General features: G+C 67.8%; 22 protein-coding genes and 2 pseudogenes. 9 read left to right on the forward strand and 15 right to left on the reverse strand.

What is annotated here, in order from left to right; all coding sequences use genetic code 11:
- Positions 1–185: 185 nt before the first annotated feature.
- Positions 186–1,049: a DUF559 domain-containing protein gene (locus R5O87_RS11980; protein WP_410554130.1), complete on the forward strand. Its 864-nt coding sequence runs from the start codon at positions 186–188 to the stop codon at positions 1,047–1,049.
- A 158-nt stretch (positions 1,050–1,207) separates the two neighbouring features.
- On the opposite strand, the gene hpt is transcribed toward R5O87_RS11980, so the two are convergent.
- From hpt to dacB, 4 genes are all read right to left on the reverse strand, one after another.
- Positions 1,208–1,759, reverse strand: a complete 552-nt coding sequence (gene hpt, locus R5O87_RS11985) for a hypoxanthine phosphoribosyltransferase (protein WP_410554131.1) — start codon at positions 1,757–1,759, stop codon at positions 1,208–1,210.
- Positions 1,760–1,788: 29 nt separating this feature from the next.
- The gene (tilS, locus tag R5O87_RS11990) at positions 1,789–2,838 is read right to left on the reverse strand and encodes a tRNA lysidine(34) synthetase TilS (protein WP_410554132.1); all 1,050 of its coding nucleotides are present in this window, start codon (positions 2,836–2,838) and stop codon (positions 1,789–1,791) included.
- Positions 2,839–2,958: 120 nt separating this feature from the next.
- A complete protein-coding gene (locus R5O87_RS11995; protein WP_410554133.1) occupies positions 2,959–4,077 on the reverse strand; it encodes a zinc-dependent metalloprotease in 1,119 nt (372 codons plus the stop codon).
- Between the two features lie 57 nt (positions 4,078–4,134).
- Positions 4,135–5,637 carry a D-alanyl-D-alanine carboxypeptidase/D-alanyl-D-alanine endopeptidase gene (dacB, locus tag R5O87_RS12000; protein ID WP_410554134.1) on the reverse strand — a complete coding sequence of 501 codons (1,503 nt, stop codon included), beginning with the start codon at positions 5,635–5,637 and terminating at the stop codon, positions 4,135–4,137.
- Between the two features lie 154 nt (positions 5,638–5,791).
- Between dacB and R5O87_RS12005 the strand changes: the two genes are divergently transcribed.
- Positions 5,792–6,280 (forward strand): inorganic diphosphatase, encoded by a 489-nt coding sequence (locus tag R5O87_RS12005; protein ID WP_003799714.1) that lies wholly within the window; start codon positions 5,792–5,794, stop codon positions 6,278–6,280.
- A gap of 264 nt (positions 6,281–6,544) precedes the next feature.
- The gene (locus tag R5O87_RS12010; protein ID WP_410554313.1) at positions 6,545–7,144 is read left to right on the forward strand and encodes a hypothetical protein; all 600 of its coding nucleotides are present in this window, start codon (positions 6,545–6,547) and stop codon (positions 7,142–7,144) included.
- Positions 7,145–7,151: 7 nt separating this feature from the next.
- Here R5O87_RS12010 and R5O87_RS12015 read toward each other — a convergent pair whose 3' ends face one another.
- Positions 7,152–7,997, reverse strand: a complete 846-nt coding sequence (locus tag R5O87_RS12015; protein ID WP_410554135.1) for an HAD family hydrolase — start codon at positions 7,995–7,997, stop codon at positions 7,152–7,154.
- 125 nt (positions 7,998–8,122) lie between these two features.
- Entirely contained in the window at positions 8,123–9,403 is a 1,281-nt protein-coding gene (gene serS / locus R5O87_RS12020) for a serine--tRNA ligase (RefSeq protein WP_331570919.1), read from the reverse strand.
- A gap of 55 nt (positions 9,404–9,458) precedes the next feature.
- Here serS and R5O87_RS12025 point away from each other — a divergent pair.
- Together R5O87_RS12025 and R5O87_RS12030 are read left to right on the forward strand one after the other, a co-directional pair.
- Positions 9,459–10,502 (forward strand): annotated as a pseudogene (locus R5O87_RS12025) (diacylglycerol/lipid kinase family protein); the annotation flags it as partial.
- Positions 10,492–10,554: pseudogene (locus R5O87_RS12030) on the forward strand (hypothetical protein); the annotation flags it as partial. The pseudogenes R5O87_RS12025 and R5O87_RS12030, both read left to right, overlap by 11 nt.
- Here R5O87_RS12030 and R5O87_RS12035 read toward each other — a convergent pair.
- The 3 genes from R5O87_RS12035 to R5O87_RS12045 all read right to left on the reverse strand — a co-directional run bounded on the left by R5O87_RS12035 (position 10,551) and on the right by R5O87_RS12045 (position 12,238).
- On the reverse strand, positions 10,551–10,766 hold the full coding sequence (locus R5O87_RS12035) for a hypothetical protein (protein WP_190605680.1): 216 nt from the start codon (positions 10,764–10,766) through the stop codon (positions 10,551–10,553). The pseudogene R5O87_RS12030 and the gene R5O87_RS12035 overlap by 4 nt on opposite strands.
- A gap of 92 nt (positions 10,767–10,858) precedes the next feature.
- Positions 10,859–11,839 carry a prephenate dehydratase gene (gene pheA, locus R5O87_RS12040; RefSeq protein ID WP_410554136.1) on the reverse strand — a complete coding sequence of 327 codons (981 nt, stop codon included), beginning with the start codon at positions 11,837–11,839 and terminating at the stop codon, positions 10,859–10,861.
- A gap of 72 nt (positions 11,840–11,911) precedes the next feature.
- Positions 11,912–12,238 carry a rhodanese-like domain-containing protein gene (locus R5O87_RS12045; RefSeq protein ID WP_410554137.1) on the reverse strand — a complete coding sequence of 109 codons (327 nt, stop codon included), beginning with the start codon at positions 12,236–12,238 and terminating at the stop codon, positions 11,912–11,914.
- Positions 12,239–12,390: 152 nt separating this feature from the next.
- On the opposite strand from R5O87_RS12045, the gene R5O87_RS12050 reads away from it, so the two are divergent.
- A complete protein-coding gene (locus tag R5O87_RS12050) occupies positions 12,391–13,821 on the forward strand; it encodes an amidase (protein WP_410554314.1) in 1,431 nt (476 codons plus the stop codon).
- A gap of 18 nt (positions 13,822–13,839) precedes the next feature.
- Here R5O87_RS12050 and R5O87_RS12055 read toward each other — a convergent pair whose 3' ends face one another.
- Both R5O87_RS12055 and R5O87_RS12060 read right to left on the reverse strand, forming a co-directional pair.
- Entirely contained in the window at positions 13,840–14,361 is a 522-nt protein-coding gene (locus R5O87_RS12055) for a DUF4190 domain-containing protein (protein WP_410554138.1), read from the reverse strand.
- Positions 14,362–14,431: 70 nt separating this feature from the next.
- The gene (locus R5O87_RS12060) at positions 14,432–15,157 is read right to left on the reverse strand and encodes an NERD domain-containing protein (RefSeq protein WP_462836299.1); all 726 of its coding nucleotides are present in this window, start codon (positions 15,155–15,157) and stop codon (positions 14,432–14,434) included.
- 559 nt (positions 15,158–15,716) lie between these two features.
- Between R5O87_RS12060 and pgm the strand changes: the two genes are divergently transcribed.
- Positions 15,717–17,378, forward strand: a complete 1,662-nt coding sequence (gene pgm / locus R5O87_RS12065; protein WP_410554140.1) for a phosphoglucomutase (alpha-D-glucose-1,6-bisphosphate-dependent) — start codon at positions 15,717–15,719, stop codon at positions 17,376–17,378.
- 264 nt (positions 17,379–17,642) lie between these two features.
- Here the strand turns inward: pgm and R5O87_RS12070 are convergent, their stop codons facing one another.
- Positions 17,643–18,248, reverse strand: a complete 606-nt coding sequence (locus R5O87_RS12070; RefSeq protein WP_410554141.1) for a malonic semialdehyde reductase — start codon at positions 18,246–18,248, stop codon at positions 17,643–17,645.
- A 275-nt stretch (positions 18,249–18,523) separates the two neighbouring features.
- On the opposite strand from R5O87_RS12070, the gene R5O87_RS12075 reads away from it, so the two are divergent.
- On the forward strand, positions 18,524–19,876 hold the full coding sequence (locus R5O87_RS12075) for a uracil-xanthine permease family protein (RefSeq protein WP_410554142.1): 1,353 nt from the start codon (positions 18,524–18,526) through the stop codon (positions 19,874–19,876).
- A 156-nt stretch (positions 19,877–20,032) separates the two neighbouring features.
- On the opposite strand, the gene R5O87_RS12080 is transcribed toward R5O87_RS12075, so the two are convergent.
- Positions 20,033–20,575: a hypothetical protein gene (locus R5O87_RS12080; protein WP_410554143.1), complete on the reverse strand. Its 543-nt coding sequence runs from the start codon at positions 20,573–20,575 to the stop codon at positions 20,033–20,035.
- Between the two features lie 103 nt (positions 20,576–20,678).
- Entirely contained in the window at positions 20,679–21,578 is a 900-nt protein-coding gene (locus tag R5O87_RS12085; protein WP_410554144.1) for an SDR family oxidoreductase, read from the reverse strand.
- A gap of 176 nt (positions 21,579–21,754) precedes the next feature.
- Between R5O87_RS12085 and R5O87_RS12090 the strand changes: the two genes are divergently transcribed.
- A complete protein-coding gene (locus R5O87_RS12090; protein WP_410554145.1) occupies positions 21,755–22,252 on the forward strand; it encodes a DUF6328 family protein in 498 nt (165 codons plus the stop codon).
- Between the two features lie 28 nt (positions 22,253–22,280).
- Here R5O87_RS12090 and R5O87_RS12095 read toward each other — a convergent pair whose 3' ends face one another.
- Positions 22,281–23,405, reverse strand: coding sequence for a glycerate kinase (locus R5O87_RS12095; RefSeq protein WP_410554146.1), 1,125 nt, complete (start codon positions 23,403–23,405; stop codon positions 22,281–22,283).
- Positions 23,406–23,422 lie beyond the last annotated feature (17 nt).

Genomic DNA, 23,422 nt, shown 5'->3' on the forward strand with positions numbered 1-23,422 from the left:
GGCGGCCGGCGTTTCTGCACCGCTTTCAAGGCTGCCCGGAAAACCCCTCCGCGGCGTTGCTGGGCCGGGCCCCTCGAGCTGCCGCCAAAGTGGTGCAGAAATGCAGGGCCGGCTGGCGGCCACCGGCCCTCCACAGCTTCTCCGCGGCACCGGTTATCCACATACGCGGGGCTCTGCCTGCCGGAATGCATCCCCGCGGCGGCACGCTGGACCACATGCAGCCCACGGACTTCCTCGCACGGCATGGAGGTGTGGCCAGGCTGGCGCACCTGCGGCGGGCGGGATTCACCAGGGGCCAGATTGGCCGGGCGGTGGACTCCGGGATCATGCAGAATCCCCGCCACGGCATCTATCGGTTGCCGCAGGCGAACGAAAACTTTGTCCGCGCCTACGAAGCCAACGCCGCGGTCACCTGCATCTCCGCCGCGGAACACTACGCACTCTGGACCCTGCGGACTCCCGGCCAGCCGCACCTCGCTGCCTGCCACCGCAGGCTGGAGGGCCGCGTCCTGCCGCACAGGTTCAGCGGCAACATCTCCACTCTTCATCCGCCGGTTCTCCCGCTGAAGGATGTCCTCGTCCACGCGCTGCAGTGCCTTCCCGAACTGGAGGCCCTGGTCATGGTGGAATGTGCCTTTGGCCGCGGCGACATCGACCTGGATTTCCTTCGCAGGCTACTCCCCGGAACGCGGAACGGCCGGGCGAGCGCGGTACTCGACCTCGTGGAACGCGGATCGGATTCCCTGCTGGAAACGGTGGCCCGGGTACTGTTCCGGCGGCACGGCTTCGAAGTGCGCACGCAGGTTTACCTGGCGGGCATCGGCTATGTGGATTTCCTGCTCAACGGGTGCCTGATCGTCGAAATCGACGGCGTGGGATTCCACCTGAGCAAGCCCCAGTTCAAGAAGGACATTCGGCGGAACAACGTCGGCGCGGCCACCGGCTACCGGGTGTTGCGCTACCTCTACGAGGATGTGCTGCACCGGCCGGAGGAAATGCTGGCGCAGATCCGGCTGACCCTCGCCACTCCCCCGCGGATGCCCTGCTGACCCAATGGCCTGCCGAGCTAACCCGATGGCCTGCCGGACATTTCTGCACCGCTTTAAGCAGCGCGCGCCGCCGTCGGGCCCGTGTTCTCAGGACTCGACGGCGGCGCGGTCACCGAAAGCGGTGCAAAAATGCGGCGCCGGCCGGGGCAGCGGAAGGCCTACTCGTAGACGTGCGGGGCCAGGGTGCCCACGAAGTCCAGGTTGCGGTACTTCTCGGCGTAGTCCAGGCCGTAGCCCACCACGAACTCGTTGGGGATGTCGTAGCCGACGTACTTGACGTCGATCTCCACCTTGGCGGCGGTGGGCTTGCGGAAGGCGGTGCAGATTTCCACCGACGCGGTGCCGCGGGATTCGAGGTTGGTCTTCAGCCACGACAGGGTGAGGCCGGAGTCGATGATGTCCTCGACGATCAGCACGTCCTTGCCCATCAGGTCCGTGTCGAGATCCTTGAGGATGCGCACCACGCCGGAGGACTGGGTGCCGGAGCCGTAGGAGGAGACAGCCATCCAGTCCATGGAGATGTGCGAGTGCAGGGCCCGGGCCAGGTCGGCCATGACCATGACGGCTCCCTTGAGCACGCCCACGATCAGGATCTCGCGGCCCTCGTAGTCCTTGTCAATCTCGGCCGCGAGCTCGGTGATGCGTTGCTGGATCTGTTCCTTGGTGTAGAGAACGTGCTTGAGGTCTGCCTGGACGTCGGATGAATCCACCAATTGCTCCTGTGTAGATGCGGGGGCGACTATTTGCGGGACGGTTTATGAAGCCGGAATACAAGCTTCCCACAGCGGGCGGCCTCGCGGGGAACGCCTTCCGTCCCGCCTTCGCCCCGGGCACGCTCCCGATCCTGCAGCTCGGCAAGCGAAAGGCGGTACACGCTGACCCCGCCGGGCAGTTCCACCGGACCGGCCGAGCCCTTCCGCCGCAGCAGTGCCTCCGCCGCCAAAAGGCGCTGATAGCTGGGCTGTTGACCGCCGACGCCGGCAGCCGCCTTTGCGATCACACGGAACCTGATGGCCGGGGCCAGGTCAGTCAGGGCAGCCTCCGGGAGGCTGGCGTCCCGGCCGTCGTGCTCAACCAGGGACTCGTACGTGCTGTTGGCCACGTCCTCCAGATAGTCGGCATCCAGCTGCAGGATGGCGGCCGTGCGGGCCAGCGATTCGGCCACCCCCGGACCGAGTTTGTCCTCCAGCACCGGCATGACCTCCACCCTGGTCCGCGAACGGGCGAAGGACGGGTCGGCGTTGCTGGGGTCGTGCCAGGGCTCCAGCTCCTCCGCGCGGCAGATCTCTAGGGTGTCTTCCCTGCGCAGGCCAAGGAACGGCCGCAGCAGTTTCCCCCGCGCAGGCCGCATCCCGGCCAGGGACCGGGTGCCTGATCCCCGCGCCAGGCCCAGCAGCACCTGCTCCGCCTGGTCATCGAGGGTGTGCCCCAGGAGGATGGCGCCGGCTTCCCACTCCCCTGCGGCGGCCTCGAGTGCGGCATGGCGGGCATCGCGGGCTGCAGCTTCCGGCCCGAAACCGGTGGCGGCAACGTCCACTGTCCGGACCTGCACGGGGTCCAAGCCGAGTTCCCGGAGGGTCCCTGCGGTTCGCGCGGCAACATCGGCGGAGCCTGGCTGCAACTGGTGGTCAATAATCACGGCGCCGACGGAAACCGGCCGGCCGTCCACGTGGCCGCGCCGGGCGAAGTAGGCGGCCACAGCGGCCAGGGCCAGGGAGTCGGGGCCGCCGCTGCAGGCCACCAGGACGCGTTCGGGGTAGCCGGCGTCGGCCAGCGCATCCTGCAGCATTTTCCGTGCCGTGCCGAGGACCGGCGCCAGCCGGCCCGGCCGCCGCCTTCCGCTAGGGACGGGCCCGCCGGGAACAGGGGAAGTACCGCCGGCAGTGTTGGGGAGGTGCTGCACGGAAACCTAGAAACCCATCCTGTCGAGCCAGATCCTGGCGTTGTGGATCTCCTCTTCGGTGGGCAGGTTCGCCGGGGCCTCCCAGACCCGGTTGAAGCCCTCCATCCCGGCCACGTCCACCACGGCGCGGACAAACTTGGCGCCGTCGCTGTACTGCTTCATCTTGGCGTCGAGTCCCAGCAGGCTGCGGATGAACTTCTCGATCACGCCCCGGTCCTTGCCGCGGGCGTTGAACCGCTGCCGGATGGTCTTCACGGACGGGACGATGCTGGCGTCCACGGCGTCCATCACCACGTTGGCGTGGCCCTCGAGCAGGCTCATGACCGCCGTGAGGTGGGACAGCGAGGCCTTCTCCTCGGGGTCCTGCAGGAGGTCCAGAATGGCTCCGCGGCCGGGAGTGGAGCCGGAGGCGGCCCGGTCCTTGAGCGAGCGTGCGGCCGCTGAGGCGCGTTCCATCAGGGAGTCCACGTTACCCAGCAGGTGACCGCTGAGGTTGTCGATCTCGTTCAGCATGTGGTGCCGGAGCCATGGTGCCGCAGCGAACTGTACGCGGTGCGTCTGCTCGTGCAGGCATACCCAAAGCCGGAAATCCGCGGGGGTCACGTTGAGCTCGCGCTCGACGGCGATGATGTTGGGCGCCACGAGCAGCAGCCGGCCGCCGGACGGCGCCTGCGATCCTTCGGCGAGGGCGGCAAAGGGATCGTACTGGCCCAGGACCTTGCTGGAGAGGAAGGCGAGCACGGCGCCGAGCTGGCTGCCGGTGATGGCGCCGCTGACGGAAGCGGCCCCGGGGCTGATGGTGCCGCGCCGGTTCTCGAGCATCTTTTCGATGGCGGGTTTCAGCATCACGGCGAAGCTCTGCGTGTTGGCTTTCGCCCAGGAGGCACGGTCCACGACCAGGACTGATGAGTCACGGAGGTCGCGTGCGGCCTCCAGCCCTGTGATCTGGTGGACGTGCGGAACGGAGGCGTCCGCCAGCTGACGGAGCTGGGAGACGGCGTCGCCGATCTCGGCGGCGGTTAGGGACGGGCCGGGCGGAGCCAGCCGTGCTGCTGCGGACGCGGCGAGGTCCCAGTTGATGAGGGCCTCGGCAGGGGCGGATGACTGGCTTGCAGTGGACTCCATACGCTCCATCAGAACATACGTGCCTTGCAGCGCGCCTTAAGTTCGCTGACCGGCGAATCAGCTGCAGCCGCAACCGGCCAGCGCCGTGGCCGCCGTGTCCAGGGCCGGCTTGTTGCCCTGCGCTCCCGGCGTCAGGCCGTTGCCGATGAAGGAGAACACCAGGAGCCGGCCGTCGGCGTCCACCACGTACCCGCTCAGCGCGATGACCGTGTTCAGGGTTCCCGTTTTGGCCCGCACCAGGCCGGCGCCCTCGGCCGTGGACTCGTCGATGTACCTGTCGCCGAGCGTGCCCGTCAGCCCCGCCACCGGGAACCCCGCCAGCGCGGCCCTGAGCCGGGTGTCCTTGCCGTTGGTGATGGCCCGAACCACCTCCGAGAACTGGCGGGCGGACACCTGGTTGGCCAGGGCGAGGCCGGACACATCGGCGGCGAGCATCCCGTCCGTGGGGATTCCGAGCCCGGCGAGCTGCCCCAGCACTGCGGCCTTGGCCGACTCGTACGTCGCCGGCTGGCCGCCCGCCGCCGCGGTCATGCGGCCCAGGGTTTCGGCGAGGTAGTTGTCCGAGGTCTGGAGCATGAGGTCTACCTGCTGGCTGACCGTCGCGGACTGCACCTGGCCGAGGACTTTGGCGTCCGCCGTCGGCTTTCCGTCAAGACGTACGACGGCGGGTGCCACCGTGAGGCCCGCGGCGGCACCGGCCGCCTTGAGGCCGGCAGCGAACGCCTCCCCCGCGGCAATGGCGGAGTCCTGGGGCCGGGGCGCCGTGGTGTCGGCGGGATCAAACCGAGCAGAGTTCAAAGCCAGCGGAAACAGCGGGGCAGTCTCGCCCGCGGCAACGTCATCCGGGCTCCAGGCCGGGTTCAGCGCCGGACCGGTGAAGAGGGAATCATCCACCAGCACCTGGACCTCACCCTTGAAGCCGCCCTTGCGCAGTGAATCCACAGTCTGTTTGGCCAGCGTGGCGAGCCCGGCGTGGCCCAGGACCTTGGACTCGGCGGAGTCGCCGGCGCCGAGCAGGACGTCCCCGCCGCCCACCAGCACTACGGACGTTGCCGCCCCAGTTGCCCCCGGGGTTGCTGTGCCCGGGCCGGTGACCACCTTGGTGCTGAACCGTTCCTCGGGTCCGATCCCCCGCAGCGCGGCGACGGCGGTGAGGAGCTTCATGTTGGAGGCGGGGATCCTGTCGGCGGCGCCGTCCCGGTCATAGAGGACCTTGCCGGTGGCGGCGTCCTGGACCACGGCCGTGAACGTTCCGCCGCCGTCGGTTTTGAGGACGGGGTCCAGCCGGGCCGCCACACTGGCGGGAACCGGCACCGGTGCCGCGGTGCTGAGCGGATCGATGCCCTGCGGGACGGACAGCCGTTCCGGGACCAGCTGCCAGGCGGGTGTGTGGGCGGGTTCGGCAGTGGGCAGGCCCGGGCCGGACAGCGCAGGCGCAATCAGCATCCCGGCGGGAACAGCCAGCGCCAGAAGGAGCACCGTGATCAGGACGGTGGGCCAGCTCCGGACCATGGTGGAAAGCCTGCCGCGGCTGCTCGCCGTGCCCCTGGTGCCGCTCATACTGCTGGTCCTCAAAGTCCTGAAATTACCCCATTAGTTCCTGAAACCTGGGCCTCTCGCTATATCCTCAATAGTAGTCGGCGGCACCGACAGTCCATTTTCGGTTGATCATCGCGTGTGCCGCGAACACCAAGCAATCGTCGAGGAGCATTCCATGAAGCATGACGTGACCATCGAGATCCCCAAGGGATCGCGCGTCAAGTACGAAGTCGACCATGAGACCGGCCGAGTCCGCCTGGACCGCGTCCTCTTTACTTCCATGCAGTACCCCACCCACTACGGCTTCTTCGAGAACACCCTCGGCGAAGACGGTGACCCGCTGGACGCGCTGGTGCTCCTGCAGGACTTCGATCTGCACCCGGGCGTCATCGTCGAAGCCCGTCCCATCGGCGTCTTCAACATGACCGACGACGGCGGCGGCGACGCCAAGGTCCTCTGCGTTCCGGCCGACCCGCGGTTCGACCACATCCAGGAAGTCAGCGACGTTAACGAGTTCCTGATCAAGGAAATCGAGCACTTCTTCACACGCTACAAGGACCTGGAGCCCGGCAAGTGGGTCAAGGCCGAAGGCTGGGCCGACCGCGCAGCTGCCGAAGCCGAACTCGAGGCTTCCATCAAGCGCTACGTGCCCGCAGCACACTAGTCCCCACCGTCTCCCTAACCTCGCTTCGCTCGGCCAGGGAACCCTGACGGCGTGGGCCCAGCGCAGTGACCGGCGGCGGGAGGTGAGGTTCGCGATGAACCTCACCTCCCGCCGTCGTTCTTTATAGCGCGAACTGGCAGCTGATGCCCTCAGATCCGGGTTTTGCGGGCATCAGCTGCCAGTTCGCGCTTGACGTGAGTTCCGTAACGTGGCGTCGGCTCCCAGCTTGCCTCGCAGCTACCACCGGGTAGTCTGATGTCCACCATGTTCACGCTGACTATCAATCAAACAGACAGCCGGCGCGACGGCGACCGGGTCCCGCATCTCCTCAAGGACCTACGGCATATCCCGGCGCGACTGGACTTTGACCGCTCCGTCGAGGACGAGGTGCAGGGCATCGTGGATTGCCCGCACCAGGCTGTGGATGCCGCGCTGATCGCACTCCGCTGCGGAAGCTGGTACGTGGGGATCGGCGTGGGCCCGGTGAATGAGCCGCTGCCCAACCAGATCAAGGATGCCAGCGGGCACGGCCTCATCTACGCCCGCCGTGCCGTGGACCGCCTCCGCAACAGCAAGGAGCGCATCCCGGTGGCCGTGGAGGGCCCCCTGCCGGATGTGGCGGCCGAGTCGGAGTCGGTGCTCCGCCTGCTGGGCCACATTGTCCGGGACAGGAGCGAGGCCGAGTGGCGTGTGCTTGACCTGATGACCCCCGGGGTGCGCGGCCAGCAGAAGACCGTGGCCGCGGAACTCGGCATTACCTCCCAGGCCGTCAGCAAGGCTGTGGCGAGGTCGCAGTGGAACGAGGAGCACGCAGCCCGGCCGGCGGCGGCCAGGCTGCTCTCGCTGATTCTCGACGTGCGCTAAACGCCCTTTACAGGAGGCCGCGCAGCACGTGGGCAGCGCCGTCGTCGTAGACCGACTTGGTGACCTCGTCCGCGGCGGCCACCACTTCCTCCGGAGCCTGCCCCATGGCCACCCCGCGGCCGGCCCAGCCGAGCATCTCGATATCGTTCCGGCCGTCGCCGATGGCAACCGTGGCGGCGGGATCAACGCCGAGGCGGCTGCGGAGGCTCTCCAGCGCGCTGGCCTTGGTGACGCCGGCCGCGGCGATGTCCAGCCACGCGGTCCAGCCCACGGAATAGGTCACGCCGGCAAGGCCGATGTGCTCGATGGCTTCATTGAATTCCTCCGGCGTGTTCTCCGCGCTGAAGACAACAACGCGGACGGCCGTGGCCTCGAGCATGGTCTGGAAGTCCACGCCGATGGCCTCGACGCCGAAGCTCGCATCCTGGAAGCGCTCGGTGGAGAGGAAGTTGCCGTCCTCGTCCTCCAGCGCGTACTTCGCCAGCGGCAGGCGCTTGCGGAGGGCGCGGAGCGCCGGGCCGGGATCGAAAGTGGCCTTGTGGATGATGTCGTAGCCGTCGGGCAGGCCCGGGTCCAGGCGCAGCGTGACACCGCCGTTGCAGCAGACGGCGTAGCCGCGGTCCAGGCCGATCTGCTCGATGATGGGAAGCGTGGCGTTGAGCGAACGTCCGGTGGCGATCATCACCTCGTGCCCGGCCGCCACCACAGCCTGTGCGGCGTCGCGGACCTGGGCGGACATGTGGCCATCGTGGTCCACGAGGGTGCCGTCCACGTCCAGGGCGATCATGAGTTTCTGTTGTGCTTCTCGCCGGTCTTCGATGCCGACGGCTGAGGATTCAGTCAGTGTAGTCATGCTTCCTAGTAGAGCAGATGCCCCTGACACCAGCTAGGACGCAGAGCACAGCAGCGCGTGAACAGCGGGTAAATACTCACAGGTTGTCCCCGGTGTGAGTATTTACCCGCGCAACAGGTTGGTGCCTAGAGAACCGGCAGAACTTCGAGGCCGCCGAGGTACTTCTGCAGGGCCGCGGGCACGTTAACCGAGCCGTCAGCGTTCTGGTGGTGTTCCAGCAGGGCCACGATCCAGCGGGTGGTTGCCAGCGTGCCGTTGAGCGTGGCCACAGCACGGGTGCCCTTGGGCGTGCCGTCCTCGGTGAACACGCGCTCACGGATGTTGAGGCGGCGGGCTTGGAAGGTGGTGCAGTTGGACGTGGAGGTCAGCTCGCGGTACGCGCCCTGGGTGGGGACCCAGGCTTCGCAGTCGAACTTGCGGGCCGCGGACATGCCGAGGTCGCCCGCGGCGGTGTCGATGACGCGGTACGGAAGCTCGCACTTGGCCAGCATCTGCTCTTCCCAGGCCAGCAGGCGCTCGTGTTCGGCCGCGGCCTCCTCCACCGTGGTGTAGATGAACATCTCCACCTTGTTGAACTGGTGGACGCGGATGATCCCGCGGGTGTCCTTGCCGTGCGAGCCGGCCTCGCGGCGGTAGCAGGAGCTCTGGCCGGCGAAGCGGATGGGGCCGGCGGAGAGGTCCAGGATCTCGTCCGCGTGGTACCCGGCGAGGGGCACCTCCGAGGTGCCCACCAGGTAAAGGTCGTCTTCGGCGAGACGGTAGATCTCGGCGTCGTGCTTTACATCGAACCCGGTGCCCTGCATGGTCTCGGGGCGCACCAGGGTGGGGGTGATCATGGGGATGAAGCCGGCCTCGATGGCCTGCTCCATGGCCATCTGCAGCAGGGCCATTTCCAGACGGGCGCCCACGCCGCGGAGGAAGTAGAAGCGCGCGCCGGAGACCTTGGCGCCGCGCTCCATGTCGATGGCGCCGATCAGCTCGCCGATCTCGAGGTGGTCGCGGGGCTCGAAGTCCGGGAATTCGCGCGGGGTGCCGACGGTCTTGACCACGACGTAGTCGTCCTCGCCGCCGGCGGGCACGCCGTCTTCGATGAGGTTGGGGATGGTGCGCAGCAGTTCTTCCTGCTTGGCCTGGGCGGCGTCGGCCTCGGCCGAGGCGGCCTTCACTGCACCCGCCAGCTCGCGGACCTCGGCAAGCAGCGCCTGCTTTTCCTCGCCCTTGGCCTGCGCCACCTTCTTGCCGAACACATTCTGTTCGGCGCGGAGGTTTTCGAAGCTGATCAGTGCCGTGCGGCGCGCGGCATCTGCGTCGATGATCGCGTCCACCAGGGTTTCGTCCGCACCGCGGGCGCGCTGGCTGGCGCGGAACTTGTCCGGATTTTCGCTGAGGTCTTTTACGTCGATCACCAGACAAGGGTATCGAATCTGCGGGACACTCCGGGCGGGATAGTGTTGGAGCACCATGAGCGACCTGCTTCTTTACGTCCTGATCGCTGCAGCCCTGGCCTTCGCCGTCTCCAGCTGGTGGGGCGTGCGCAGGCTGAAGGCCCTGCACATCCGCAGCGCCGTGCGTGAAGCAGCCCACGAACACGGCCTGGAACGCCAGCGCGTCGCCGTCATCCTCAACCCCGTCAAAGCCAAAGCCGGTGAAGCCCGCGCCACTATCCAGCGCGCCTGCCTGGCCGCCGGCTGGGAAGAGCCCCGCTTCTTCGAAACGACGCCGGAGGACCCTGGCCATTCGCAGGTCCGGGCGGCGCTGGAGTACGGGGCCGACGTCGTTCTGGTGGGCGGCGGCGACGGTACAGTGCGCGTTGCGGCCGAGGCCCTGGCGCACACCGGGGTGGCGATGGGCCTGGTTCCGCTGGGTACCGGCAACCTGCTGGCCCGCAATGTGGACCTGGACGTTTACGACCTGTACGGCAGCATCCAGACCGCACTTTTTGGCCACCAGCGGTTCATCGACACGGCACGGATGGAGATCGAGAACTCACTCACCGGCCACTCCTCCAGCCACTCGTTCCTCGTCATCGCCGGCATCGGCATGGACGCCGAGGTGGTGGGCGACACCAACGCTGACCTCAAGCGCGCGGTTGGCTGGCTGGCCTATACGGAGGCCGGCGTCCGCCACCTCCCCGGGCGCAGGAAGAAGGTCGCCATCTCGCTGGACGACCAGCCGGACCAGTCCCGGAAGATCCGCAGCATCCTGTTTGCCAACTGCGGCCTGGTTCCGGGCGGCATCGACTTCATCCCGCAGGCCATGATCGACGACGGGATGCTGGACGTGGTGGTCATGAGCCCCCGCAGCGCGGTGGGCTGGCTGGCGATGTACGCCAAGATCCTGTTCAAGCACAAGCGGCACCTGCCCGTCATGAGCGTGTACCGCTCCGGCAAGGTGGTCATCAAGTGCCCCGAACCCATGCCCACCCAACTCGACGGCGACACGTCCGGGGACGCCACGAAGGTGACAGTTCAGGTGGAGCCGAGATCGCTGCTGGTGCGGGTCAGGGAAGAAACGGCGCGGCTGGGCTGACTGCGCCCTGGGCCGACCGCGCGCCTAGGCCGACTGCGCTGTGCCGGCGTGCTTGGCTGACTCGGCAGCGGCCTTGGCGGCTGCCCGGGCTTCGGACTGTTCGCGGATCATGGCCTGCTCCTCCTCGAAGCGCAGGCGGTCCGCACGGTCGGCCTCGTCCCCATCCCAGTCCTGGTTCTCGGCTGTGGGCTTGGGATTGACGATCATTCCCTGGCCGTCATTGTCATTCTTGTCCGACATGACCCGCTCCTTTCGTTGGGGCCATCCCTTTGTTGATCATGCAAGCATACGCACAGCAGCAGGGGCAGGGAAGTGCCCCGAGGGGCATTTATCTACGCTGACGGCGAAGCTTCCCCCGGCGTCTCCGCGCCGAGGGAGTCGCTCGCGAGTATCCCGTTGACCCATGCACGCGCCGCCCGGAATGCCTCGTCGGACGTGTGCTCCGGCACCACCGGAGCCTGCTCATCGGCACGGCCGTAAGAGCCCAGGAACCGCGTGGCGGGGCTGATGCGGTGCAGGCCGGCGAGGGCGTCCGCCACGCGCGCATCGCCCACGTGGCCGTCGGCGTCGATGCTGAAGAAATAGTGGCCCAGGTACTGGCCGGTGGGCCGGGACTCGATGCGGCTCAGGTTAACGCCGCGGGTGGCAAACTGGTCCAGGATTTCCATCAGCGCACCCGGCCGGTCCTCGGGCAGGGGAACCACCACCGTTGTCTTGTCCGCGCCGGTCCGGGCCGGCAGGACGCCGGGACGGCTGACCAGGATGAACCGGGTCACGGCGCCGGGATTGTCACCGATGTTCTCCGCCAGCACCTGCAGCCCGGGTTGCTCCGCCGCGACGATCGGTGCGCAGATGGCGGCGTCGTAGTGTGCGTCATCCTCGAGCAGGCCCATAGCAGCGGCGGCCGTGGACGAACCGGGGATGTATTCCGCTCCGGGAATATGCTGGTCCACCCACAGGCGGCACTGCGCCCAGGCGTGCCCGTGCGTGGAGACCCGGCGGATCTGCGAAAGCTCGACGCCGGGCCTCGCCACCAGTACGAAGCTGATGGGCACCAGGGCCTCGCGGATGATCCGCAGTTCCTGGCCCGTGGCGATGGCGTCCAGGGTGGCGGTGACGCCGCCCTCCACCGAGTTCTCGATGGGCACCATCGCGGCGTCCACGGACCCGTCCCGCACCCTGTCCAGCGCCGCGTTGACGTTGGAGGACGGGATGCGCACTGCTTCGGCGGCATCAGGAACCTGCAGGAGCGCCGCCTCCGTAAACGTGCCCTCGGGACCCAGGAAGGTGTAGGTGCGGCGGGCGGCGGGCATGAATATTCCTTTGCGGGGATGGGACGGGACGGACGACGGCGGACCGGCGGCTTAGGACTGACGGCGGAAGGCCTACAAAATCACAGGCTTGAGTCCGTTGTCGGACACCAGCGGCTTGCCGGATTCCAGCCACTGGTCCATGCCGCCGGCCACGTTCACGGCCGAGTATCCCTGGCCCACCAGCCACTGCGCCGCGCGGAAGGAACGCCCGCCGGTCCGGCAGATGACGTACAGGTCCTCGTCCGGGTCCAGGTCGTCCAGGCGTCCGGGCAGCTGGTCCATCGGGATGTGCAGGGCGCCTTCAGCGTGGCCTGCTGCCCACTCGTAGTCCTCCCGCACGTCCAGAATGGTGGCGTCCGCCGGGACGTCCTTCACGGTGACGGTATCGAAGTCGCTCATGGGAGTCCTCTCCTTGGTCAAGCTTTCAGCTCCAGCGTATCGCCAGCACACCGCCCCGCACCCGTCGGCCGGCACAGGTTACGCTGGTCCGAAGCCCGCGAGCCGGTTAAACAGGAGCACAGCAAAGGAGCACAGTGTCCGCCCCACACCGCCTGGCTGACATCCACCGCCTGCCGGCCGTCGAGCTGAGGGCGGCGCTTCGTTCCGGAGAACTCTCCGCCCGCGAGGTCACGGAGCATTTCCTGGCCCGGATCGAGGAATCGAACCCGAGGCTGGGCGCGTTCATCACCGTCACCGGCCCGAGGGCGGTGACCGAGGCCGTCGCCGCCGACGCCTTGCTCGCCCGGCACCGGCCGGACCAGCCGCTCCCGCCGCTGCATGGCATGCCGGTCGCGTTCAAGGACCTCACCGATGTTGCCGGAGTGGTCACCACCCACGGCAGCGCAGCGCTGGACCGGCGTCCGGCACCGGCCGACGGCGCCCTCGCCGCGGCGCTCAGGGGTGCAGGCGCCATCTCCCTGGGCAAGACCCAGGTACCCGAATTCGGGCTGACGGCCTACAGCGAAAACCGCATCGCACCGCCGTCGCGCAATCCCTATGCCCTGAGCAGGAGCTCGGGAGGTTCCTCGGGCGGCAGCGCCGCTGCGGTGGCGGCGGGGCTGGTGCCGTTCGCGCCCGGAAGCGACGGCGGCGGGTCGATCCGGATTCCGGCGGCGGCATGCGGGCTGCTGGGCCTGAAACCCGGCCGGAGCGTGGTCCCGGCGGGTGAAAGCAGCGGGGATCCCGCCGGTCTGGTGGTGGCCGGACCGCTGGCGCGCACCGCGGCGGACGCCGCGCTGCTGCTGGATGCCGTGGCCATCAAGGGCGCGGGAAACGCGGACGGGACGGGTTACCTCGATGCCGTGAACCGCGCCCCTGCTTCGCTGCGGATCGGCGTCAGCCTGGACAGCCCCTGGGGCGGGATCTTCCCGTTTACCCCTGATCCGGAGGCACTGGACGCGCTGGACGCCGGCGTCCGGCTGCTCACCGGTGCCGGGCACGACGTTGCCGAGGCTGAGATCCGGTACGACAACCGGTATCCCGACGCGTTCACCACCGCCTGGACGGCAGGGGTGGGTGCGGCCCGGATCGCGCCGCACCGCGAGGCCCTCCTGACGCCCCTGACGCGGACCTTCCGGCGGCGAGCGCAGCAGCGGAGCGCCGCCAAACTCAACGAATGCCTGGCGTTCCTGCGGCAATTCGAGCGCGACACCCTGGCGCAGTACTCGGCCTGGGACCTGATCCTGACACCTGCACTGGCGCAGACACCGCGCCCCGTGGGCTGGTTCACCGGGTCGGGCCACGGTGACGGCCGGTGGCCGTCACCTGAGTGGGCAGGCGACGCCGACGGCGACTACCGGAGGCAGTGCGAATTCGCGCCGTGGTCGTCCATGGTCAATGTGTGCGGCCTGCCGGCCGTCAGCATTCCCGTTCACTGGACCGGAGGCAGCCCCGGGGCGGGGCTGCCGATGGGCATCCAGCTGATTGGGCGGCCCGGCTCGGAGGCACTGCTCCTGCAGGTGGCGGCCCAGCTGGGGTTCTAAAGCTGGGGTACCAGCGGGTCAGACGGTGCTGGACGTGCCGGCGACGCTCGCAAGGATGGTGATCCCCACGATCGCGAGGACAGTCAGGACCAGGCCCAGGTACCCCATCACCAGCCCGGCAATGGCGAAACCGCGGCCTGACGGTTCCCGGCGCAGCGCCAGGTGGCCCAGGATCACGGCGGCGAGCTGCGGCAGGATGAAGAACCCGAAGCCCAGGTAGACGGCGATGCCGCAGCACAGGCTGGCAATGCTCAGACCCTTTGGCTGGGGTACCGCGCCGTAGTACGACGGCTGGCCGTACGGGCTGGAGTACTGCTGGCCGTACTGGTAGCCGTACTGCTGGCCGTAAGGGCTGGCCGGCTGGCTGTACTGCTTGCCGGCGTCACCGTATTGCCCGCCGTACTGCTGGCCCGCCGGGTTGTACAGCGGCGGATCGTACAGTGGCGGGGCCGGGATGTCCGGGCCCTGGGTTTTGTACGACGGTTGCTGGTGGGTGTCCGGTGCCGGCTCGTCGCCGGTTCCGGGACGCGGCTCTGTCATGGAATCCCCCTCATTTGGTCCTCAACAGAACATTACCGCCGCCACCGCGGCAATGGATTGGGAAGCTCACTCACTTTGGAAGCAGCTCCCACAACAGCCACAGGGGCGGCGCCAGCAGGGCCGCGGAAACCAGCCCCGCGACCAGCGACCTTCCCACCACGCGCAGCACAGTTCCCGGCCGCTGCTCCCTGCCGTACACGTATCGCGGCTGAACGGAACGGATCTGAGCGGGATGCCTGCGGGCCGGGCGGGCTGTGGTCGGGCGGGGCGCAGCCGGGCGGGCTGTGTTGGGTGGACCAGCGGCCGGACGGTATGCGGGGTTCTGAACGGCGCCGCTCCCCGGCACCTGTGGACGGGTGAGAAGCTGCCCGAGCTCCGCGTAGAGCAACAGGGCCGAGGGAGCGTCCAGCACGTCAGGCAGATCGGTGACGGCGGCCGCGAAGCAGTCGATTCCGCGCACCTCGATACCGGACGCGGTGGTGCCTTGCAGGTCAGGCTGGGCCGTCAGGCAGATCAGGGACCGTACCAGCCTCCGCCTGGGCGCCGGCAGGACTGCGGCCACCGCTGCTGCCTGCGCCAGCGCAGTCTCCACCGCCGGGAACCGGTCGTGACCGTTCTGCCGGAGCGCACCATCCACGACGTCGACGCCGCCGGACCAGTTCTTGGCACTGACCACCACCACGCCACCGGGTCCCACGAGGACATGCTCCAGCCGGGCCAGCGGGCGGCCGGGCCAATGGACGTCGTGCAGGAGGAACCAGCCGTATGGCCCCAGCCGGGCAAGCCTGTCGGCCACGAGATGGCTGTTTAGCTCCCTGTCTGGAGGAGCAGGGCATACATTTTGGCCCGCGCCGCCAGCGACGCGCCGCTCGAGTGGGGCGAGGTCACGCTTCAGCCGCGCGATCCGCTCGGAGGCGAGCCTCGTCCTTTCGAATGCTGCATCTCCAGCCCCCATTGTTCACCCCTGCATTGCTCGCTCGTTTTCTAAATGACCGGCCGATTTCAACCGGACCAATTGTGCCCGCCGTAAATGACCCGGCCCAAAAGCCGGATAAAGTCCCCGGCCCCAACGGACCGAATTACCGCCAAAGGATGGCACAGCCAAATCAGCCACAGGCTTCCGGGATGTTTCCGCTGGTCCGGACACCCGGCGTCGTACATGGCACCGGACGTTCCTGCCGTTCGAACGTAACAGCCCCGCCAGGGGCGGGTATATAAGTACTTTTCCGGCACTACTCAGTTTTTTATCGCCGATAAATGCAAGTAGTCCGGGAATTTCGTGACATTCTGCGTCACAGGGGCCGGATTCCGGACACTCCGTGTTGCCCTTCGCCGTCGTCTGGCATGCTGGTGCCATGGCTAGCCGAGCGGGCACAGTTGCCCAACCCCAAGACCTTGTTGACCTGACCGCACTGCTCGACGCGTATTACGACGTCCAGCCTGACCTGGGGGATCCCGGCCAGCGTGTGGCTTTCGGAACCTCCGGGCACCGCGGATCAAGCCTCAAAGCGTCCTTCAATGAAGGGCACATCGTGGCGATCACGCAGGCGATCGTGGAGTACCGCGCCGGACAGGGCATTACCGGCCCGCTGTTCCTGGCCAAGGACACCCACGGACTGAGTGAACCGGCCCAGAACTCCGCCCTTGAGGTGCTGGCGGCAAACGGCGTGAACGTCCTCATCGACGCGCGGCACGGCTATACGCCCACCCCTGCACTGAGCCACGCCATCCTCACGTACAACCGCAACGCCCCCGCCGGAGCCCCGCAGGCCGACGGCATTGTTGTCACCCCCAGCCACAACCCGCCGGCCGACGGCGGCTTCAAGTACAACCCCCCGCACGGCGGCCCGGCCGACACCGATGCGACGGGCTGGATCGCCAACCGCGCCAACGAACTGCTGGAGAACGGGCTCCGGGGAGTGAAGCGGATTCCGCTGGCCCAGGCCCTCGAGGCCGAAACCACCGGAAAGTTCGATTTCCTGAGCAGCTACGTTGACGATCTGCCCTCCGTCCTGAACCTGGACGCAATCCGCGACGCCGGAGTCCGGATCGGGGCCGACCCCATGGGCGGCGCGTCCGTGGACTACTGGGGCGAGATCGGCGAACGCCACCAGCTGAACCTCACCGTGGTCAACCCCACGGTGGACCCGCAGTGGGCGTTCATGACGCTGGACTGGGACGAGAAGATCCGGATGGACTGCTCATCACCGTCGGCCATGGCCTCGCTCATCAACCGGATGGCTGTAGGTGCGGACAGGTCCGCACTCTTCGACGTCGCCACCGGTAACGACGCCGACGCCGACCGCCACGGCATCGTCACCCCCGACGGCGGCCTGATGAACCCCAACCACTACCTCGCGGTGGCCATCGACTACCTGTACCGGAACCGCAGCGGCTGGAACCCGGACTCCGTTGTGGGCAAGACCCTGGTGTCCTCCTCGATCATCGACCGCGTGGCGGGCGGCCTGGGCCGCAAGCTCGTGGAGGTGCCCGTGGGCTTCAAGTGGTTCGTGCCCGGCCTGCTGTCCGGCGAAGGCGCATTCGGCGGCGAGGAATCGGCCGGTGCTTCCTTCAACAAGCGTGACGGCAGCGTCTGGACCACGGACAAGGACGGCATCCTGCTGGCGCTGCTGGCCTCGGAGATCACAGCTGTCACGGGCAAGTCGCCGTCGCAGCTCTACAAGGGACTCACGGACCAGTTCGGCGCTCCGGTCTATGCCCGGATCGACGCCGCAGCGACGCGGGACCAGAAGGCCGCGCTCGGCAAGCTGTCCCCGGAGGACGTCACGGCCACCGAGCTGGCCGGCGAGACGATCACGGCGAAGCTGACCAAGGCGCCGGGCAACGGCGCCTCCATCGGCGGCCTGAAGGTGGTCACCGAGAACGCTTGGTTCGCGGCCCGCCCCTCCGGCACCGAGGACGTCTACAAGATCTACGCGGAGTCCTTCAAGGGCGCCGACCACCTCAAGCAGGTCCAGGCCGAAGCCAAGGCCCTGGTGGACGGCGTCATTTCCTAGGACTCTGTCGGGTTAGCCGCGAACCAGAAAGCGCCGGACGGCTATATGCCATCCGGCGCTTTCCTGCTGCTGCCCGAGCGCATCTTGCGGCAGGACGGACCGGCTCAACAGGACCAAACAGGACTAATATTGGAATTGGCCCGGATGCATGCCTTGCAGTTCTGAACTGCAAAAATACTGTCCCGAATGCCTCCGGAATGTCCCCCATATTGCCGGAGGCATTCCGTGTCCGGAGCGATTAGGCCCGGGCCATCAAAGCGGTGATTAGACCGTGCGGACGACGTCTTCGTAGGCGAACTTGGGCTTCGCTTCGCCCCAGGCCTCGGGACCGGGCTGGCCGATGTTGACCACCAGGAAGCTCTTCTGGTCACCTGCCGGGAAGAACTCGGCGTCGATCGCGGCGAAGTCCGCACCCGTCATCGGGCCGGCGGCGAAACCGAGGGAGCGCACGGCCAGGATGAAGTAGCCGGCCTGCAGGTGGGCGTTGTTGTTGCCCGTGGAGGTGGCCAGGTCCGGGGAGGCGTCGTACATGGCCTTGGGGGCGTTGTAGCCGGGGAGGAAGTTGTCCCACTGCTCCTGCCAGGCGGTGTCGTAGCTCAGGATCGCAACCAAAGGGGCGGAGGCCGTCTTGGCCCGGTTCCCGTTGGACAGCGTGGACACGAGCTTGGCGCGGGATTCTTCCGAGCGCACATAGGTGACGCGCAGCGGCTGGGAGTTGAAGGCCGTGGGGCCGAACTTCGTGAGTTCGTAGATGGCACGGGCCTGCTGCTCGCTGACCTCACCGGTGAAGGCATTGGCGGTGCGGGCTTCGGCGAAGATGGCATCCACGGCGGCGGAATCGATCACTGCTTCTTCATGGGCGATGGTCATTCGCGCCCCTTTCACTAGGCCGACATCCCTGCGGGCGGCGTCGGGCAGTCCTTGTTTGCTTTCGTTGGGTTCAACCCGATTCAGCGGGACGCTCTTCCCGGAATGGCCAAATAGACGGCGTGACGTTTGACACACCAGGGCGTCCCCGGCGTGGTGCAAAGTACTGCCGGCACTACTGAGCGGAAGCCCTCTCGCGCCCGCGTCCGGCGGGGTATTCTTGCTCCTGAAGATCCAGCCCGGCGAGCGGGCACACTCCCCTCCGAAAGGCCCCGCCAATGAGCATGCTCGGAATCAAATGGAAGCTGCACGGCAACGGCAAGGCAGTGCGTCCGGGCGAGGTGGTGGCACCCGGCGAACGGCTCGCGTGGCCGCTGACCATCGGCGTGGGAATGCAGCACGTTGTGGCCATGTTCGGCGCCACCTTCCTGGTGCCGATCATCACCGGAATGCCGCCGGCCACCACCCTCTTCTTCTCCGGCATCGGCACGCTCCTGTTCCTGGTGATCACCCAGGGCCGCGTTCCCAGCTACCTTGGCTCGAGCTTCGCATTCATCGCGCCCATCACGGCGTCCCAGCAGCAGTTCGGGATCCCCGGGGCGCTCGGCGGCGTGGTGCTGGCCGGCGCTGCCCTTGCCGTCGTCGGGGCGGTCGTGCAGAAGTTCGGCGCCGGCTGGATCAACCGGCTGATGCCCCCGATCGTCACGGGCGCCATCGTGGCCCTGATCGGGCTGAATCTGGCTCCGGCCGCCAAGAACAACTTTGACGCCGCCCCCGTGACGGCACTGATCACGCTGGTGACCATCATTGTGGTGAGCGTCCTGTTCCGCGGAATCATTGGCCGCCTGAGCATCCTGGTGGGCGTGGTTGTGGGCTACCTCGTGGCCATGCTCCGGGGCGAGGTGGACTACTCCAAGATGGACGCCGCCGCGTGGGTGGGCCTCCCCCACTTCCAGACCCCCGAGTTCCACCTCGGCGTGGTGGGCCTCTTCGTTCCCGTGGTCCTGGTCCTCGTTGCCGAGAACATCGGCCACGTGAAGTCGGTGTCCGCGATGACCGGCCAGAACCTCGACGGCGTCTCCGGCCGTGCCCTGCTGGCCGATGGTGCCGCCACGGTGCTTGCCGGCTTCGGCGGCGGCTCCGGCACCACCACCTATGCGGAAAACATCGGTGTCATGGCGGCCACCAAGGTCTACTCCACTGCCGCATACTGGGTGGCCGGCATCTTCGCCATCCTGCTGAGCTTCTCGCCGAAGTTCGGCGAACTGATCGCCACGGTCCCGCCGGGCGTGCTGGGCGGCGCCGCCACCATGCTGTACGGCATGATCGGCATCCTCGGCGTGAAGATCTGGGTCCAGAACAAGGTCAACTTTTCGAACCCGGTCAACCTGACCACGGCCGCCGTGTCCCTCATCATCGGCATCGCGGACTACACCTGGACCGTAGGGGACCTGAAGTTCACGGGCATCGCGCTCGGGTCCGCCGCGGCCCTGGTGATCTACCACGGCATGCGGGCCATCGCGAAGGCGCGCGGCACGGCTGCCGAGCCCGAGACCGAACAGCAGGGACTGCCGCCCGCCGCCAAGGCAGCCATCAATGCCGCGGCAAAGAGGCAGCCCAAGAAGCGCTAGTCACTTCCCGGGTGGTCTCAGCGGCCAACCCGGCGCATTTCTGCTCCACTTCAGGCAGGCAAAAGGCCCTGGCACCCGGGAATTCCAGGGGTGCCAGGGCCTTGCCGTCTCCAAAGCGGTGCAAAAATGCGGGCACCGGGCTACATGGACGCAGTCTTACCCGGCGTCGAACGTTTCATCGTCGTCGTTGGGTGACTTCTCCTTCGGCAGGTCGTTCCCGCTGCCGTCCGGAATGCCCCCGGCCTCCTGGCTGGGCTCCGAGGAGAACTGCCCGGCACTGGATTCGTCAGCGTTGCCCTCGTCGATCTCGGCGTCCGCCGAGGGCACGGCCGTGTCCTCGGCGCCGGCCCCGGGCGAGGCGTCCGGATCGCGCGGCAGCGGCGATTCACCCGGGACGGGCTCAAAACCGGCCTCGCCGCTTTCACTCTCGGCGTGGAGCTGCTCGTCGGTGCCGCCAAACCGTCCTGCCCCGGGCTCGCCGGAGCTGTCCTGGTCCTCCTCGGCGAAGTGGCTGAGGTTCGGAGTGCCGGTCTGGAAGGTCTCCCCCTCCGGGCTGTTCTGGTTCAGGCCCGCGGCGTCGAAGTCCTCCTCCTCGCGTGGCTGGGCGAACTGCTGGCCGCCGGTTTCCTGTTCCACGGTGGGGGTGCCGTAGCCTCCCGCTTCCTCTTCCGGGGCTGCGTGCTGGTTGTCCTGGCTCATCTGTTCCTCCTGCTTGGTCTCCTGCTTGGTGGGGATTGCTTGGCTCGGAAATGGCTTGCTGGGAAATGTCTGGCTGGGAATTGCCGGGCTTAGCAGGGAAGGCTCAAAGGCCCTTGCCGCCGGTGACGGGAACCACCGCCCCGGACATGTACGAACCGGCGTCGGACGCCAGCAGCACGTAGGCGGGGGCGAGCTCGGCGGGCTGCCCGGCACGCTGCAGCGGGGTGTCCTGGCCGAACTTGGGCAGCTTGTCCGGCCATTCGGTGGCCGGGATGAGCGGCGTCCAGATGGGCCCGGGCGCCACGGCGTTGACGCGGATCCCCTTGGGCCCCAGTTCCTGGGCGAGAGCCTTGGTGAACGCCACCTGCGCCGCCTTGGTCATGGCGTAGTCAATCAGCCCGGGAGACGGATTGAATGCCTGGATGGAGGCCGTGGTGATGATCGAGGCACCGGCCTTCAGGTGGGGCACGGCGGCCCTGGCAGTCCACAGCAGCGAGTACAGGTTGGTCTTGAAGACCCGGTCGAATTCCTCGGTGGGCAACGACTCGAGGCTGTCGCGGTTCTTCTGGTACGCGGCATTCAGCACCACCACATCCAGCCGGCCAAACTCGGCGACGGCGTCCTGCACTATCGCCGTGCTGAAGTCCTCGTTCCTGCCATCACCGGCCAGGAGCAGGGCCCGCCGGCCGGTCTTGCGGATCCATTCGGCGGTGTCCTGCGCGTCGTCCTCCTCTTCGGGAAGGTAGGAAATGGCGACGTCGGCCCCCTCGCGTGCGAAGGCGATGGCCACAGCCTTTCCGATGCCCGAATCGCCGCCCATGATAAGCGCCGCCTTGCCCTCCAGCGCCCCGCTGCCCTCGTAGCTCAGCTCGCCGTGGTCCGGCTGGGGATCCATCGGCGCGGTCAGGCCCGGCTGCTTCTGTTCCTGCCTGGGAAAGGGCCCTGAATGGTACGTCCTCCGGGGATCACCGGGCTGGTCAGACTGCTTTGCTGGGTCGCTCATTGTCCACCTGCTCACGTTGTCGGGCTGCCGGTTGTTCGAACCTAACGCAGGTTTGAGGAGCAAGTCCACCACCTGACGCAAAGCTAGTCAGTAAACTTAGCATTTGTTGAATTAGGGCAGACTTGAGCCTAGGTTTGAGGCAAGCGCGCACGCCGCGGGCCGACAAAGGAGGGTTCATGACCGATCCGGACGCCCGGGCCGGCAGCGGCCGGAACGAGACCCGCGAGGAGCAGCTGGACCGGAACTGGGGGGAGCTGCTCCAGGAGCTGAGAGTCCTGCAGACCGGCGTCCAGATCCTGGCCGGCTTCCTGCTGACGTTGCCGTTCCAGCAGCGATTCCAGACCCTCGACGATTTCCAGATCAGGCTCTACCTCGTGAACGTGGGCCTGGCTGCACTGACCACCGCGTTCATCCTCCTGCCCGTCAGCGTCCACCGCCGGCTGTTCCGCAAGCGGCTCAAGGAAACCCTGGTCAGCAGCGCCGACAACATCACCAAGATCGCCCTCGGCGGAGTGGCCGCCCTGAGCGTGGGAACCGCGGCTCTGGTATTCGATGTGACGGCCGGGCGCACCGTTGGCCTCATTGCCGGCGGCGTGCTCTTCGCCGTGCTGGCCATCCTCCTGGCCTATGTACCCGTGTACCTGCACCGCAAGGCCAAGGGGGAGGGCGACTGAGGCCAGGCCTCAGCCGCCCTTCAGCAGCTCAGGCCCCTTCCAGCACCTGGCGCGTGGCCCACGCAAGATATTTGCCGGCGTCGGAGATCGCGTCCTGCGGGCTGGGCGCGACGTCCAGCAACTGGGCCGCGGCCACCACCCCGTGTTCGGCCAGTTCCTCCGGCGTGACAGTAATGCGTCCTGCCACCGCCACCACGGGAATGCCGCGCTCCCGGGCGGCCTCGGCCAGCGCGATCGGCGCCTTGCCGGTGAGCGACTGGGAGTCCATGGACCCCTCGCCGGTGATCACCAGGTCGGCGTCGGCAAGCTTCTCGGCCAGCCCCGTCAGCGCCGCAACCAGCGCGAAGCCGCCTTCCAGCGTGGCCTGGGTGAAGGCCAGGAACGACGCCGGGAATCCGCCGGCGGCGCCGGCGCCCGGGACGTTGACGTCCCGGCCCGTCGCCTCCCGGAGGAGGGACGCCCAGTTTCGCAGCCCGGCGTCGAGCTTCTCAATCGCGTCGTCATCGGCGCCCTTCTGGCGGCCGAAGACATGGGCAGCGCCGGTGGTGCCGTAGAGCGGACTCTGGACATCGACGGCGATCCGGAACCTGACAGCGGACAGCCGCGGATCCAGTCCGGTGACGTCCAGGGAAACGGCGTCGGCCAGTGAGCCGCCACCCAGCGGCACCACGTTTCCGGCGGCGTCGAGGGGCTTGAGGCCCAGGGCGCGCAGGGCGCCGCTGCCGCCGTCGGTCATGGCCGAGCCGCCGACGCCCAGCACGATCTCGGTGGCGCCGGCGTCCAGGGCAGCGGCAATGAGCTGCCCGCAGCCGTAGCTGTGCGCCCGCAGGGAGTTCTCCGGCGTCGGCTCCATGTGGGCCAGGCCGGAAGCCTGTGCGGTTTCGATGACTGCGGTGGTGGCGCCGGACGCGTCCTTCCGGAGCGCCCATGCGGCGCCGATCGGGGCGAGGATAGGACCAACAACGGCGTTGATCCGCTCCTCGTAGCCGGCGGCGACGGCGGCTTCCAGGGTTCCCTCGCCGCCGTCGGCCACCGGGAACTGGGTGGTCACGGCGTCCGGGTAGACACGGAGTGCGCCCTCGGCGATGGCGGCGGCGGCTTCGACGGCGGTGAGTGATCCCTTGAACTTGTCAGGGGCGATGAGGATACGCATGCCCCCTATCCTGCCAT

Source organism: Arthrobacter globiformis (assembly GCF_046536215.2).
In the GTDB taxonomy this organism is placed as follows: Bacteria; Actinomycetota; Actinomycetes; order Actinomycetales; family Micrococcaceae; genus Arthrobacter; species Arthrobacter globiformis_E.

What these genes read in the sequence shown, in the direction of transcription:
- R5O87_RS11980 (WP_410554130.1), top strand. Translation starts at nt 186, where the DNA reads ATGCATCCCCGCGGCGGCACGCTGGACCACATGCAGCCCACGGACTTC.
- R5O87_RS12080 (WP_410554143.1), bottom strand. Translation starts at nt 20,575, where the DNA reads ATGAGCCAGGACAACCAGCACGCAGCCCCGGAAGAGGAAGCGGGAGGC.
- R5O87_RS12055 (WP_410554138.1), bottom strand. Translation starts at nt 14,361, where the DNA reads ATGACAGAGCCGCGTCCCGGAACCGGCGACGAGCCGGCACCGGACACC.
- R5O87_RS12085 (WP_410554144.1), bottom strand. Translation starts at nt 21,578, where the DNA reads ATGAGCGACCCAGCAAAGCAGTCTGACCAGCCCGGTGATCCCCGGAGG.
- R5O87_RS12005 (WP_003799714.1), top strand. Translation starts at nt 5,792, where the DNA reads ATGAAGCATGACGTGACCATCGAGATCCCCAAGGGATCGCGCGTCAAG.
- R5O87_RS12070 (WP_410554141.1), bottom strand. Translation starts at nt 18,248, where the DNA reads ATGACCATCGCCCATGAAGAAGCAGTGATCGATTCCGCCGCCGTGGAT.
- R5O87_RS12095 (WP_410554146.1), bottom strand. Translation starts at nt 23,405, where the DNA reads ATGCGTATCCTCATCGCCCCTGACAAGTTCAAGGGATCACTCACCGCC.
- R5O87_RS12045 (WP_410554137.1), bottom strand. Translation starts at nt 12,238, where the DNA reads ATGAGCGACTTCGATACCGTCACCGTGAAGGACGTCCCGGCGGACGCC.
- dacB (WP_410554134.1), bottom strand. Translation starts at nt 5,637, where the DNA reads ATGAGCGGCACCAGGGGCACGGCGAGCAGCCGCGGCAGGCTTTCCACC.
- pgm (WP_410554140.1), top strand. Translation starts at nt 15,717, where the DNA reads ATGGCTAGCCGAGCGGGCACAGTTGCCCAACCCCAAGACCTTGTTGAC.
- R5O87_RS11995 (WP_410554133.1), bottom strand. Translation starts at nt 4,077, where the DNA reads ATGGAGTCCACTGCAAGCCAGTCATCCGCCCCTGCCGAGGCCCTCATC.
- R5O87_RS12015 (WP_410554135.1), bottom strand. Translation starts at nt 7,997, where the DNA reads ATGACTACACTGACTGAATCCTCAGCCGTCGGCATCGAAGACCGGCGA.
- pheA (WP_410554136.1), bottom strand. Translation starts at nt 11,839, where the DNA reads ATGCCCGCCGCCCGCCGCACCTACACCTTCCTGGGTCCCGAGGGCACG.
- tilS (WP_410554132.1), bottom strand. Translation starts at nt 2,838, where the DNA reads ATGCTGCAGGATGCGCTGGCCGACGCCGGCTACCCCGAACGCGTCCTG.
- R5O87_RS12010 (WP_410554313.1), top strand. Translation starts at nt 6,545, where the DNA reads ATGTTCACGCTGACTATCAATCAAACAGACAGCCGGCGCGACGGCGAC.
- R5O87_RS12075 (WP_410554142.1), top strand. Translation starts at nt 18,524, where the DNA reads ATGAGCATGCTCGGAATCAAATGGAAGCTGCACGGCAACGGCAAGGCA.
- R5O87_RS12035 (WP_190605680.1), bottom strand. Translation starts at nt 10,766, where the DNA reads ATGTCGGACAAGAATGACAATGACGGCCAGGGAATGATCGTCAATCCC.
- R5O87_RS12090 (WP_410554145.1), top strand. Translation starts at nt 21,755, where the DNA reads ATGACCGATCCGGACGCCCGGGCCGGCAGCGGCCGGAACGAGACCCGC.